This is a genomic window from Cupriavidus sp. FW216-B1, assembly GCF_058789195.1.
The window spans coordinates 1461049-1473889 of record NZ_JBYTEL010000001.1 but is presented as its reverse complement, the minus strand read 5'-3'; the positions used below and the strand labels follow the sequence as shown (position 1 = coordinate 1473889).

At 69.4% G+C, this 12841-nt stretch carries 10 protein-coding genes; 5 read left to right on the top strand and 5 right to left on the bottom strand.

The window, feature by feature from the left end; translation table 11 throughout:
• Positions 1-25: 25 nt before the first annotated feature.
• The gene (locus tag AC3WXD_RS06405) at positions 26-1048 is read right to left on the bottom strand and encodes a S1C family serine protease (RefSeq protein ID WP_492323298.1); all 1023 of its coding nucleotides are present in this window, start codon (positions 1046-1048) and stop codon (positions 26-28) included.
• Between the two features lie 365 nt (positions 1049-1413).
• On the opposite strand from AC3WXD_RS06405, the gene AC3WXD_RS06400 reads away from it, so the two are divergent.
• Positions 1414-1599 carry a YjfB family protein gene (locus tag AC3WXD_RS06400; RefSeq protein WP_020205827.1) on the top strand — a complete coding sequence of 62 codons (186 nt, stop codon included), beginning with the start codon at positions 1414-1416 and terminating at the stop codon, positions 1597-1599.
• A gap of 68 nt (positions 1600-1667) precedes the next feature.
• Here AC3WXD_RS06400 and AC3WXD_RS06395 read toward each other — a convergent pair whose 3' ends face one another.
• From AC3WXD_RS06395 to AC3WXD_RS06385, 3 genes are read right to left on the bottom strand one after another with little or no spacing between them, the layout of a single operon-like run.
• A complete protein-coding gene (locus tag AC3WXD_RS06395; protein WP_492323297.1) occupies positions 1668-2990 on the bottom strand; it encodes a TolC family protein in 1323 nt (440 codons plus the stop codon).
• An 11-nt stretch (positions 2991-3001) separates the two neighbouring features.
• A complete protein-coding gene (locus AC3WXD_RS06390; RefSeq protein ID WP_492323296.1) occupies positions 3002-6076 on the bottom strand; it encodes an efflux RND transporter permease subunit in 3075 nt (1024 codons plus the stop codon).
• Positions 6069-7214: an efflux RND transporter periplasmic adaptor subunit gene (locus tag AC3WXD_RS06385; protein ID WP_492323295.1), complete on the bottom strand. Its 1146-nt coding sequence runs from the start codon at positions 7212-7214 to the stop codon at positions 6069-6071. The genes AC3WXD_RS06390 and AC3WXD_RS06385 overlap by 8 nt, the downstream gene beginning before the upstream one ends.
• A 750-nt stretch (positions 7215-7964) precedes the next feature.
• Here AC3WXD_RS06385 and AC3WXD_RS06380 point away from each other — a divergent pair.
• Positions 7965-8627: an NAD(P)H-binding protein gene (locus tag AC3WXD_RS06380; protein WP_454733578.1), complete on the top strand. Its 663-nt coding sequence runs from the start codon at positions 7965-7967 to the stop codon at positions 8625-8627.
• A gap of 90 nt (positions 8628-8717) precedes the next feature.
• On the opposite strand, the gene hisC is transcribed toward AC3WXD_RS06380, so the two are convergent.
• On the bottom strand, positions 8718-9833 hold the full coding sequence (gene hisC, locus AC3WXD_RS06375) for a histidinol-phosphate transaminase (protein ID WP_492323294.1): 1116 nt from the start codon (positions 9831-9833) through the stop codon (positions 8718-8720).
• Positions 9834-10322: 489 nt separating this feature from the next.
• Here hisC and AC3WXD_RS06370 point away from each other — a divergent pair, with 489 nt between their 5' ends.
• Genes AC3WXD_RS06370 through AC3WXD_RS06360 form a run of 3 tightly spaced genes read left to right on the top strand, consistent with a single transcriptional unit; the run spans position 10323 to position 12693 of the window.
• Positions 10323-11243 carry a transporter substrate-binding domain-containing protein gene (locus tag AC3WXD_RS06370; protein WP_492323293.1) on the top strand — a complete coding sequence of 307 codons (921 nt, stop codon included), beginning with the start codon at positions 10323-10325 and terminating at the stop codon, positions 11241-11243.
• A gap of 28 nt (positions 11244-11271) precedes the next feature.
• On the top strand, positions 11272-11997 hold the full coding sequence (locus AC3WXD_RS06365; protein ID WP_492323292.1) for an amino acid ABC transporter permease: 726 nt from the start codon (positions 11272-11274) through the stop codon (positions 11995-11997).
• 3 nt (positions 11998-12000) lie between these two features.
• Positions 12001-12693, top strand: a complete 693-nt coding sequence (locus AC3WXD_RS06360; protein ID WP_492323291.1) for an amino acid ABC transporter permease — start codon at positions 12001-12003, stop codon at positions 12691-12693.
• Positions 12694-12841 lie beyond the last annotated feature (148 nt).

Below are 12841 nucleotides of genomic sequence, written 5' to 3'. Positions count from 1 at the left end.
GGAGGGCGTGCCGTGCTGTTTCACGTTATTTCACGTAGGAAAAGTAATAGGGACTGGAGACCGAGCGCATCACGTAGCGCCCGCCGGCCTCGGTCAGCCGGTAGCACGTCTGCATGGTCCTGAACTTGGGGTTGTCCATGTCGATGCAGACCTGGCCGCTGTCCGGCTCGATACGGTAGCGGCCCGGCGAGTAGCCGCGGCTGACGGCATTGGTCACGTCCAGCTCGCCGCTCTCGCGGACGTTGAGCCACAGCGTGATGCCGGACGGCGCGGTGGCGTCCACGCGCCCGAGATGCGTGAAATGCGCGGCCAGCTCGGCGCCGGTCAGTTGCCGGTCCTGCGTGCCGGCCGGCAGCGGTTGCGGCGCCGGCGGAGGCAGCGCCCGCGCGGGCGCTGCAGGCGCCGCGGCCGCCGGCACGGCCGCGGCCTCGCTGCGAAAGCGCTGCAGCGCCAGCGCCGAGCGCGCCGGCACCTCGTCGATCCACTGCGCGGGCACGGCGAAATTGAGGTTCTGCGCGTCGGCGCGCATCAGGTAGGTGATGCCGATCAGCTGGCCGTCGGTATTGAACAGGCCGCCGCCGCTGGAGCCCGGCGAGATCGGCGCGGTGGTCTGCAGGCGCACCACGCGGTCGGCGGCGTCGCGGTTCAGGGAGGACAGCAGGCCGTCGCTCAGGGTCAGCTCATAGCCGCGCGGCGCGCCGATGGCATAGACCTTCTGGCCGACCTTGAGCGAGGCGAGCGGGGCGATCTTCACGGCCGGCGCGGCCAGCCCCCTGGCGTGGAGGATGCACAGGTCGCGCTCCACGTCGGCATGCACCAGGCGCGCGCTGTGCGCGGTGTTCTCGCGCCGGATGCCGATGGACTTGCCGTTCCTGAGCACGTGGCAGTTGGTGACCAGCTCCTCCGGTCCGATCACCACCGAGCTGCCCAGGCCGATGCGCCCGCCCTGGGCGTCGAACACGGTGACGACCCAGATGCTGGGCGACTCGCGCTCGTACAACTGCGCCGAATCCAGCGCCAGGCCGGGCAGGGAGATGCCGGCAGTCAAACACGAAATCGCGATGCGGCCCGCTATTTTTTTCGCCCGACCCATGATGTTCTTTTTGGTGACTGGTCCTGCCGGAATCCTTGCCGGAATTCTTGCGGCAATCTTCGCCGGCGCGCCGCCCGGTGCGGCCACCGCCCCGGCGATCCGGTCTTTTCCCCGCCCGCTGTTCCGGACCCGGCGGACGAGCGCGCGGGGTTGCCTATCATAAACGTTCCGCCCGCCGCGCTAAAGCTTTGTCGCGGCGGGCCGACAACAAACTGGCAGGAATCCCTCCCGCGCGTGGCGCCGCGGCTTTTTCCGGCCGGCCTGCCGGCATCCCGGCCACCCGCACCACCAACCGCAACCCGAAACAGGACGATTCACTCATGGATACTGCCATCGTCAGCGCGGCAAGCAACGCCGGTTCCGACCCGGTGCCCTTGCTGATGCTGCGCAAATCGCTGGACCTGCAGGCCGAGGGCGTGGCCGCGCTGCTGGCGTCGGTGGCGCCGGCCAGCGTGGCCGCCAGCAACCCGCCGCACCTGGGCCAGAACGTCGACATCAAGGTGTAACAAAGGCAAGCCCGGCGCCCGGGGTCGCACCCGGGCGCCGGCCCCCATTTCATGCTCCGCCGCCGCGCTCAGAGCGACGGCCGCTGGCCGGTGGCGAGCTGCAGCGCCACCGTGGCTTCGGCCAGGTCCGCGCGCGACTGGAGATAGTCCAGGTAGGTCTCGTCGGCGGTGCGCTGCGCGTCGAGCAGCGCCAGCAGCGGCGCCGCGCCCTGGCGGTACGACTGGCGCATGCCGTCGAGCACGCGGTCGGCGTCGGCGCTGACCGCGTCGCGGTAGCGCCGGAAGTTCTCGCGCGCGGCCGCGAAGGCGAGCAGGGCGCGGCGGACTTCGGCCGCCGTCTTCAGTTCCGCCTCGCGCAGCGCCAGCATGGCCTGCGTGACGTCCGCCCCGGCCTGCACCAGCTCGCCGCGCTGCAGGCGCGACAGCGGCAGCGGGACCGACACCGACACGCCCAGCATGCGCGAGCGCGCCGTGCCGCCGCCGCCGCCATCGCCGGGCGTGCCCGGCGCGAGCGTCAGGCCGAGACTTACGCTCGGGTCCACCCAGCGGTTGGCGCGCGCCAGCGCCGCGTTGTCGCGCATGTGGTCCAGCGCGGCGCGCGCGATGCGCACCTCGTCGCGCGCTTCCAGCGCCTGCGCGACCAGCGCGCCGGCATCGGCGCCGGGCTCGTACGCGGGGAAATCGCAGGCCAGCGGCGCACCGCCGAAGGCGTCCTCCACGGGCATGCCGAGCCGCACCGAGAGCGCCTGCATGGCCGCTCCCGCCGCCGCCCGCGCGGCGGTGACGCCGGCGGCGAAGCGGTCGCGCTCCACGCGCGACTGCGCCAGCTCCAGCCCGCCGATGTCGCCCGCCGCGCGGCGCGTCTCGTTGGCGCGCACCACCCGGCCCAGCGCCGCCAGCGCGGACTCCTGGCGCGCCAGCGCGTCGCGGCTGCGGCAGGCTTCGGCGAAGGCCGCCGCGGATTCCGCGTACAGCGCGTTGCGGAACCCCCGCTCGCCGGCCTGCGCCAGGCGCAGGCCGCTGCCGGCGGCGCGCACGCGCGCGGCGCGCTTGCCGCCCAGCTCCAGCGCAATCTCCAGGCCCAGCTCATGCGTGCGCGGCGGCCGCGGCGTCACCGCGCGGCTAAGCTCGATGTTGCCCCGGCCATAGGTCAGCACCGGGTCCGGCCGCACCCCGGCGATGTCGATGCCGGCCCGCGCGCTGCGCACGGTTTCCTGCTGCGCGGCCAGGCCGGGATTCTGGCGCTCGACCACCTCGAGGAAATCGGCGAAGCGCACCGGCCCGGCCGCCGCCGCGCCGTGGGCCGGCATCAGCAGCGCGCACGCCAGCAGGCCCGGCAGGGCGAAGGGTTTGTGCTTGTTCTTGTGCTCGTACGTGTTCTTGTCGTTCATCCGGATTCTCCTCAGGCCGCGCGCCGCGCGGCGCGGGCTTCCACGAGGTAATAGAGCGCGGGCAGCAGCCACAGCGTCAGCAGCGTGGCGCTGGCCAGCCCGCCCACCACCACGGTGGCCAGCGGGCGTTGCACGTCGCTGCCGAGACCCGTCGCCAGCATCGCGGGCGTGAGGCCGATGGCGGCCACGGTGGCGGTCATCAGCACCGGCCGCATGCGGCTGGCGGCGCCTTCGATCACCGCCGCGCGCAGGTCCATGCCGTCCTGCGCGCGCAGCCGGTTGATCTGCGCGATCATCAGCACGCCGTTGAGCACCGCCACGCCGGACAGCGCGATGAAGCCCACCGCGCTGGACACGTTGAGCGTCATGCCGCGCAGGTGCAGCGCGGCCAGCCCGCCGATGGCGGCCAGCGGCACCGCCAGCAGCACCAGCGCGGGCTGGCGCAGGTTGCGGAACGCGGCGAACAGCAGCACGAACATCAGCGCCAGCGTCATCGGCAGGATCAGCGCCAGGCGCGCCTGCGCGCGCTCGAGGTTCTCGAACTGGCCGCCCCATTCGACCTGGATGCGCCGCGGGTCGTAGCGCAGCGCGGCGTCCAGCGCCGGGCGCGCCTGCGCCAGGAAGCCGGACAGGTCGCGCCCGCGCACGTTGAGCCGCACGATCAGGTGGCGGCGCGCCATCTCGCGCACGATCACGCTTTCGCCCGAGGTGGCGCGGATGTCCGCCACCTGCGCCAGCGGCACCCTGGCGCCGTTGGCCGCGTTCAGCATCAGGCCGCCGATGCCGTCGGCGCCGGCGCGCGCCTCGGGCGCGAAGCGCACGGTCATGTCGTAGCGCCGCTCGCCCACGTAGACCTGGCCGACCGGCGCGCCGCCGATGCCGGTGGCGACCAGCTCGGCCACGTCGGCCGCGCTGATGCCGTGGCGCGCGGCGGCGGCGCGGTCCAGGTCGATGCGCAGGTTGGGCAGCGGCGGCTCCACGTCCACCGCCACGTCGGCCGCGCCGGGCACGCCGCGCAGGGTGTCCGCCACCTGGGCGGCGAGGCCGCGCAGCTCGGCGAGGTCGTCGCCGAAGAGCTTGACCACGAGGTCGCTGTGCGCGCCCGAGAGCTTGTCCTGCACGCCGTCGATCATCGGCTGCATGAAGGCCACCGTGAAGCCGGGCATCTGCGCGTAGCGCGCCGCCAGCTTGTCGATCAGTTGCTGCTTGCTCATGCCGGAGGCCCAGGTCCGGTACGGGTGCAGGCCCACGCTGGCCTCGATGTGCGAAGGCGTCCAGTAGTCGGTGCCGTCGTCGTTGCGGCCGGTCTGCGTGACCACGTAGGAGACTTCGGGAAACGCGCGCGTGGCGCGGCGCAGCTCGCTGGCCATGTCGGCGGCGCGCTCGAGCGTGATGCCGGGCGGCATCTGCACCTGCAGCCACAGCGAGCCCTCGTCGAGGTAGGGCAGGAAATCGCGCCCGATGGTGGCGCCCAGCGCCAGCATGCCGGCCAGCGCCAGCGCGCAGGTTGCGGCCACCCGGCGCGTCTTGCCGATGCTGCGCTCCAGCGCGGCGCGGTAGCGCGCGCCGAGCCACGCCAGCGCCGGGTTGTGGAACACGCGGCGCGGCTTTCGCATGGCGAGCCACGCCAGCCCCGGCACCAGCGCCAGCGCCACGATCAGCGCGCCGGCCAGCGCCGCGCCCACGGCGAAGGCCATCGGCGAGAACAGCTTGTACTCGATGCGCTCGAACGAGAACAGCGGCAGGTAGGCGGCCACGATCACCAGCATGCCGAAGCCCATCGGCCGCGCCACCTGCAAGGCCGCGGCGAGCGCGTCGCGCGGCGCCAGCGGGCGCTGCGCCTGCTGCTCGCGCCGGCGCAGGACGTTTTCCACCAGCACCACCGCGCCGTCCACCAGGATGCCGAAGTCGATCGCGCCCAGGCTCAGCAGGTTGGCCGGGATGCGCAGGTGGTGCATGAAGATGAACGCGATCAGCAGCGACAGCGGAATCGTCAGCGCCACGATCAGCGCCGCGCGCGGGCTGCCCAGGAACAGCAGCAGCACCACCGCTACCAGCACCATGCCCTCGGCCAGCGTCATGCCCACGGTGCGCATGGTGGCGTCGATCAGCGTGGCGCGGTCCAGGTAGGACACCACCTTCACGTCCGCCGGCAGCAGGTTGTCGTTGAGGTCGCGCACGGCCGCGTGCACGCCGTCGAGCGCCTGTGCCGCGTTGAAGTCCTTGAGCAGCAGCGCGATGCCGGAGACCGCGTCCGGGTCGTCGTCCTTGCCGAGGATGCCGCGCCGCTCCACGCTGCCGTAGCGCAGCGTGCCGAGATCCCTGACCAGCACCGGCGTGCCGTCCTTCACCGTCACCACCACGTTGCCCATGTCGCCGAGCGAGCGCAGCAGCCCGGTGCCGCGCACCACGTAGGACTGCTCGCCGCGGTCGATCACGCCGCCGCCCGCGCTGGCGTTGTTGGCGTTGAGCGCCGCGCTCACCTGCGCCAGCGTGAGCTTGTACGCCGCCAGGCGCGCGGGGTCCACCTCCAGCATGAACTGCGTGGTCAGGCCGCCGAAGGTGGTCACGTCCACCACGCCGCGCACCTTCTTCAGGCGCGGCACCACGGTCCACGCCTGCAGCTCCGACAACTCGCGCAGGCTGCGCGTGGGCGAGGCCAGCGTGTAGCGGTAGAACTCGCCGGTGGGCGAGGTGTAGGGATCGAGCCCGGGCCTGGCGCCATACGGCAGCTCGACTTCGTTGAGGCGCTCCTGCAGCCGCTGGCGCGCCCAATAGCCATCGGTGCCGTCCTCGAACACCACCGTGACCAGCGACAGCGCGAACAGGCTGCGCGTGCGCAGCACGTGCATGCCGGGCGTGGCCAGCAGCGCGCGTTCCAGCGGGATGGTGATCTGCTGCTCGATCTCCTCGGCGCCCAGGCCGGGCACCTGGGTGACGATCTGCGAGGTGACGTCGGCAATGTCGGGATAGGCCTCGATCGGCAGCTGCTTCCAGCTATGGGCGCCGTACAGCGCCACCAGCGCGAACACCAGCCACACCACGGCGCGCCGCTCGAAGCACAGGGTGACGAAACGGTCAATCATGGAGCAGCACCCCGTTCTTCACCACGATGCGCTCGCCGGCCTCGAGGCCGGAGAGGATTTCCACCATGCCGCCCGCCTGCGCGCCGGTGGCGACCACGCGCGGCGCGAAGCGGAACGGCGCGGTCTCCACCAGCACGCGCGTCTCCAGCCCGCCCTGCAGCAGCGCCGCGGGCGGCACCAGCAGGGCCGGGTGCGCCGCGCCGGCCAGCACGACCGTGGCGTACATGCCCGGGCGGTAGCGCCCCTCGCGGTTGTCGATGGCCACGCGCACCTTCACCGTGCGGGTGTCGGCGTCGAGGATCTCGCCCACGTAGCGCACCTGCCCGGTGACGGTTGCGCCGGGGTAGGCGTTGAACGCGATCTGCGCCGGCTGCCCGGCGAAGACCGCGCCGATGTCCTTCTCCGGCACGTTGGCCGCGAGGTACACGGTGGACAGGTCCGCCACCGTCATCAGCGGCGCGGCGGTGTCGTTCCAGTAGCCGCCCGGCGCGGCGTCCAGCGCGATCACGCGCCCGGCCAGCGGCGCGCGCATGGTGTATTGCCGCTGCGACGGCGCGCCGCCGCCGGCGCCAAGCTGCGCCAGCCGCGCGGCGGCGGTGTCGGCGTCGCTGCTGGCCTGCGCGTAGGCCAGCCGGGCCTGCTCGAAGTCCTTGCGCGCGGCGATCTCCGCGTCGAGCAAGGCGCGCTGGCGCTCCAGTTCCAGCCGCGCCTGCTCGCGCGCGGCGCGCGCCTTGCCGGCCTCGCCGCGCGCGGCGCTCAGTTCGGCCGAGTCCAGCGTCAGCAGCGCGTCGCCCGCGCGCACGGCATCGCCGAGCGCCACGTGCAGGCGCGCGATGCGCCCGGGCAGCGGCGGCACGATGCGCACCAGCCGGGCCGGATCGGCCTCGATCTCGCCGGGGACCGGGATGGGCCGCCGCAATGGCGTCTCGGCGACGGCGCGGACCTCGAGGCGCGCGCGCAGCGGCGAGGCCGCGGGCACGAAGATGGCGCCGCCATCGCGCACGAGTCCGGCGGACGATGGGGGTGAAGAAGAGGACGCGGGCGGGCCGGCATGCGCGCCGCCATCGCAGCCGCCCAGGGCAAGGCAGGCGGCCAGCGCGCAGGCGCCGGCGGGCAGGAAAGGGGTGTTCGGGAACATGGTTGTCTGGCTCTCGGAGCGGAGTCGAACGGCATCGACAGGCGTGACGCATCCCCGGCGCCGCGCGGCGCGAACGCGCGCGGGTGGCCGGTGACGGGCGCATGCCCGGCGGACTACGGGATGAGGGACGGCGCGGAGAGCGGGGCGGGGAAAGCCAGGCGGATGCGCGCGGCGCGCCCGGTGGCGGCGCGCGCGATGCAGGTCAGGCGGTCAGCCGCCGCGCTCCCGGCGCGTCGGACTGCAGGAAGGGTCGGGGTCCATGTCTGGCCTCTGGTCGGTTCCGGGCGGACCGGCGTGGACAAGCCGCGTGCCGGCCGCGGGCACGCTGGCGGTGGACGAACGCAGCCACCGGCGGGCTGCGATGCGCAGCGCGCCCGGTGGAAGGAGACCGTGTTCAGGAAAGCAGGCGGGGCAGGACGCCCGGCCTCGAAGCACCGTGCCGCGGAGCGGGCACGGATTAGGGATACCGTGGCCCGATCAGGCGGTGATGCCGATCCTGGATCGGCTACTGTCGTCGGAACAATTGCCCACTGGGTATGCCCTGTTGTTGAGAATGCGCGTACTCTAGCGGCGGGCATGGCATGGGTCAAGCAAAAATGCCGCGCCCGCGCGCGATCGGCGCCGGTGCCGCCGCGCCGCGGAAAACGGGCCGCATGGCGGCGCCGCGATCAAGCGGATTTTTCCGCAGTGGCATGCCGGCAATTCGGAAACCACGACGCGCGGCCGCTCTCATCGAACAGGAAGTCACGAATGAACGTACTGATATTCGGCGCGACCGGCATGGTCGGCCTCGGCGTGCTGCGCGAATGCCTGCTGGCCGACGACGTGCAGCGCGTGCAGACCGTGGGCCGCACGCCTACCGGCCAGCGGCACCCCAAGCTGACCGAGGTGGCGCACGCCGACCTGCTGCACTACGAAGGCATCGAGGCGGCGCTGACCGGTTTCGACGCCTGCTTCTTCTGCCTCGGCGTGTCGTCGGCCGGCATGTCGGAAGCCGAGTACACCCGCGTCACCTACGACATCACGCTGGCCGCCGCGCAGGTGCTGGCCCGGCTCAACCCGCGCATGACCTTCGTCTACGTGAGCGGCGCCGGCACCGACAGCACCGCGCGCGGGCGCTCGATGTGGGCGCGCGTGAAAGGCCGCACCGAGAACGCGCTGCTCGAACTGCCGTTCAAGGCGGCCTACATGTTCCGTCCCGGCGCCATCCAGCCGCTGCACGGCATCCGCTCCAAGACCGCGGCCTACCGGATTCCCTACCTGCTGCTCGGGCCGCTGCTGCCGCTGCTGCGGCGGCTGTTCCCGGCCTACGTCACCACCACCGAGCAGGTCGGGCGCGCGATGCTAATCGTGGCGCGGCGGGGATTTCCGCGTGCGCTCGTCGAGGCGCGCGACATTGCCGACATGCGCTAGCGGCGCGGGCGGGGCCCCGCGTCCCGCTCTGCGCGGCAGTGCCCAGGCAAGAGGACGCGGCGCCGGGGCGGCCGGCAGTCAGGCCGCGATTCAGGCGCGAATATCGCCAAGCGCCCAAAGGAAGCGGTCCATATGCTTCTTCAGGTTCACGTCCACGCGCAGGTAGCGCGAGCCCAGTCCCTCGATGTCCGACCCGTCCTTGACGATCACGCCCCGCTGCAGCAGCGCGTTGAAGACGCGCGTGGCATCGAGTTCCGGATTCAGGATCTCCGTCAGGAAGAAGTTGGCGCGGGAGTTCGGCACGGCGCGGAAGCCCGGGATATTGTTCACGCCGGCGGTGACGTATTCGCGCATCTCCACCACCGTGCGCACGGCGCGCTGCACGTGCTCGTCGTCGTCGATGCCCGCCACGCCGCCGGCGATCTGCATCTGGCCCATGTTCCAGGTCGGCTTGATGAGGCGAAGCGGACGGATCAGGTCGACGTTGGCCGAGATGCCGAAGCCCACGCGCAGACCCGCCAGTCCAAAGGCCTTGGACATCGTGCGCAGCACGATCAGGTTCTTGTACTCGCGGAGCAGGTCCAGGCCGAACGTTTCTTCGCTGTAGTGGACGTAGGCCTCGTCGAGCACGATCAAGGTATCTTCGCTAGCAGCTTCGCAGACGCGCCGCACGTCCGCCTCCGGCAGCATCTGGCCGCTCGGGTTGTGCGGGTTGGTGATGAACGCGATCTTGGGATTGACCTTCTTCAGGGTCTCCAGGTACAGCTCGATCTGCGGGTCGAAGTCCTTGCCCATCGGTACATACACGGGGCAACGGCCTTCCGCGTTCGCATAGATGCGGTAGAGCGGAAAGCAGGGCGCATGCATGAGGACGGGGTCGTCCGGCGCCGCGAAGGCACGGATCACCATCGAAATCACCTCGGTCTCGCCGGAGCCGCAAACGACGCCTTCCGGGTCGAAGCCGTACTTCGCGCCGATGGCTTCACGTAGCTGGCGCGCGGTCCAGTCCGGGTAGATATCGAGTCTCTGGCGCGCTTCCTCGACGGCGGCCACCGCCTTCGGCGAGGCGCCGTGCGGGTTCTCGGCGGAAGCCAGCTTGGCGATGTCGTTCGCGGGGACACCGTACTTGGCGGTGACATATTCCTTGGGCAAACCGGGCACATACACCTCGCCGGACACAAGTGCTTCAGAACTGGGACGTACCATCGTCGAAACTCCACTGAGAGATAAGGGGACAGGGAACAGCGCTGCGAATGCACTAGACATGCTTGTATGGCAAACAAATAGAACTAGTTCTATTTGTGTTGAATACTAGTTCATTTCTGTGGTGGCAAACAACTGTTCCTCGCGATTCCCGTTTGGAGGGCGAATTTTGGTGACTTAAGAGCCATAAATTTATGCTGTTTCTCGTCTTGTCCATGCTATCTTGCGCCGCGCACTAAAACGGTTCCCAAGTGCACTGGTTCCGCACATCCCGCACCAAATCTACGTTTTGGACCTTCAAACCAGGTTCTTCTTGCAAACCTGTACGGGTTTCACCGAATATCACTACATCACTGGTGCTAATAGTCTTGCATTGAACTAGTTTTGATTGGTGGGCGTACCGGTGTCACTGCTGGACCACGGATCCGGCGATTCACATTCAAGGGTCATGAACACTGGGTGGCCCGAGCCGCCCGCAGCAAGGAGCACGTCATGAAGTTGCAGCACTGGAGCATTCTGTCGGCCGCGGTGGTGGCCGCCTTCACCCTGATGGCCCCTGTCCGCGCCGAACAACTCACGGGCACGCTCAAGAAGATCAAGGACACCGGCAGCATTACGCTCGGCGTGCGGGAGTCCTCGGTTCCTTTCTCATACCTCGACGACAAGCAGGCGTTTCGCGGCTACTCGCTCGACATCTGCAGCAGGGTCACGGAGGCCATCAAGAAGAAGCTGGGCATGGCGAAGCTCGACGTGAAGCTGCAGCCGATCACGTCGGCGACGCGGATTCCGCTGATGGTCAATGAGACGATCGATCTCACCTGCGGCTCGGACGCGAACACGCTCGAGCGCCAGCGCCAGGTCGCGTTCTCCTACGCCATCTACGTCGGCAACGAAGCCTACGTGGCGAAGAAGGCGGCCAACATCCGGGCCGTTGCCGACCTGAAGGGCAAGACCGTGGTGTCCACGTCGGGATCCACCGACGTCAAACTGGTCAACGACATGAACCGCGAGCGCAATCTCGGCATGAAGGTGCTTGTCGCCCCCGACCACGGGGCCTCGTTCATGATGATGGACACCGGACGCGCCAATGCATTCATCGTCACCGACATCCTGATCGCCTCCCAGATCGCCAGCGCGAAGAATCCCGACGAGTACTACATGGGGATCGTCGACGAGATGCCGGTGGAGCCGTGGGCGCTCATGATGCGCCGCGACGACCCGGCCTTCCGCGAGCTGGTCAACGGCGTGCTGGCCGGCATGTTCTCGTCGGGCGAGATCAAGACGCTCTACACGAAGTGGTTCGAATCGCCGCTGCCTTCGATCAATGTGAATCTGCGCATTCCGATGAGCCAGAAGCTGCAGCATGCCATTGCCAGGCCCAACGACTCCGGCGACCCGAAGGACTATCAGTAAGCGAACGGGCTCGTGACCGGACGAAGACATGAACTATCAATGGAATTGGGGCATCTTCGGGGAGCCGTCTCCTGACGGCAGCGGTACGTACCTGCAGGCGGTCATCGACGGACTGGGCTGGACGCTGGCTACCGCGCTCACGGCGTGGGTGGTGGCCCTGGTGTTCGGCTTTGCCATCGGCACGCTGAGCACCGTGGCAGACCGCCGATGGTCGAAGGTGGCCAACGCCTACATCGAGCTGTTTCGCAACATACCTCTGCTGGTGCAGATGTTCCTGTTCTACTTCGTCTTTCCCGAGATGCTGCCGGCAGCCGTGGGAGCCTGGCTGAAGAGCTACGAATACTCGTCGTTTCTGACGGCGGTGGTCTCTCTCGGCTGCTATACCTCCGCGCGCGTCGCGGTGCAGGTGGGCGCCGGCATACGCAGCCTCCCGCGCGGCCAGTTCATGGCGGGGCTGGCAAGCGGCATGAAGCCGTGGCAGGTCTATCGCTTCATCTTGCTGCCCCAGGCATTGCGGATCGTGATCCTCCCGCTTACCGGGGAATTCGTCGGCGTGATGAAGAACAGCGCGGTCGCGCTGACGATCGGGCTGATGGAGCTGACGGCGCGAACGCGGGCCATGACCGAACTGTCGTTCCAGACGTTCGAAGCGTTCACCGTCGCGACGGCGCTCTACGTCGCCATGAACCTGACCGTGATCTTCGTCATGCGTCATGTGAACGAGCGCCTCACCGCGCAAGCGGGACGGAGGTAGAGCATGCTCGAGACATTCGACACGGGCGTCATCGCGCGCTCGCTGCGCTACCTGTTCCTCGACGGCATGGCCTTCACCATCCAGCTCACGGTGATGGCGATGATCGGCGGGCTGATTCTCGGCACGATCCTGGCCCTGATGCGGCTGTCATCCAATGCGTTCGTCGCCGCGATAGCCACCTGCTACGTGAACGTCGTCAGGGCCGTCCCGCTGGTTCTGGTCATCTTCTGGTTCTATTTCCTGGTCCCGTACATCGGCGCCTGGCTTACCGGTTCCGGCAAGCCGGTCCAGGTCGGTGCCTTCAGCTCGTCGCTCACGACCTTCGTGATGTTCGAGGCGGCGTACTACTGCGAGATCATGCGGGCGGGCATCCTGTCGGTGTCGCCCGGACAGACGTCCGCGGGCCGGGCGCTGGGCATGCGCGACGGCCAGGTCATGGCGTCGATCGTTCTGCCGCAAGCCGTGCGCAACATGCTGCCCGTGCTGCTGACACAGACCATCGTGCTGTTCCAGGACGTGTCGCTGGTGTACGTGCTGTCCATCACGGATTTCGTCGGGGCCGCGGCCAAGGTGGCGCAGCGCGACAACAGGCCCGTGGAGATGTATGTTTTCGTGGCCGCGACGTATTTCCTGCTGAGCTTTGGCATATCGCGGATCGTCGGCAGGTTGCAACGCCGCATGCAGGTGGTGCGCTAGGACACGCGCGGGTCGCGAAGGATTTTCCGCCGATCGGACCGAAGCACGTCAACAAGCACTGTGGCGCCTTCCAGGTGCCGCATGGCTGCCCGCCCACGATTGCCCGTGGTGACGCCGTGGTCTGCGGTTCGTCGGGCCCGGACCAGGA

What these genes read in the sequence shown, in the direction of transcription:
- AC3WXD_RS06400 (WP_020205827.1), top strand. Translation starts at nt 1,414, where the DNA reads ATGGATACTGCCATCGTCAGCGCGGCAAGCAACGCCGGTTCCGACCCG.
- AC3WXD_RS06395 (WP_492323297.1), bottom strand. Translation starts at nt 2,990, where the DNA reads ATGAACGACAAGAACACGTACGAGCACAAGAACAAGCACAAACCCTTC.
- AC3WXD_RS06390 (WP_492323296.1), bottom strand. Translation starts at nt 6,076, where the DNA reads ATGATTGACCGTTTCGTCACCCTGTGCTTCGAGCGGCGCGCCGTGGTG.
- AC3WXD_RS06385 (WP_492323295.1), bottom strand. Translation starts at nt 7,214, where the DNA reads ATGTTCCCGAACACCCCTTTCCTGCCCGCCGGCGCCTGCGCGCTGGCC.
- AC3WXD_RS06380 (WP_454733578.1), top strand. Translation starts at nt 7,965, where the DNA reads ATGAACGTACTGATATTCGGCGCGACCGGCATGGTCGGCCTCGGCGTG.
- hisC (WP_492323294.1), bottom strand. Translation starts at nt 9,833, where the DNA reads ATGGTACGTCCCAGTTCTGAAGCACTTGTGTCCGGCGAGGTGTATGTG.
- AC3WXD_RS06370 (WP_492323293.1), top strand. Translation starts at nt 10,323, where the DNA reads ATGAAGTTGCAGCACTGGAGCATTCTGTCGGCCGCGGTGGTGGCCGCC.
- AC3WXD_RS06365 (WP_492323292.1), top strand. Translation starts at nt 11,272, where the DNA reads ATGAACTATCAATGGAATTGGGGCATCTTCGGGGAGCCGTCTCCTGAC.
- AC3WXD_RS06360 (WP_492323291.1), top strand. Translation starts at nt 12,001, where the DNA reads ATGCTCGAGACATTCGACACGGGCGTCATCGCGCGCTCGCTGCGCTAC.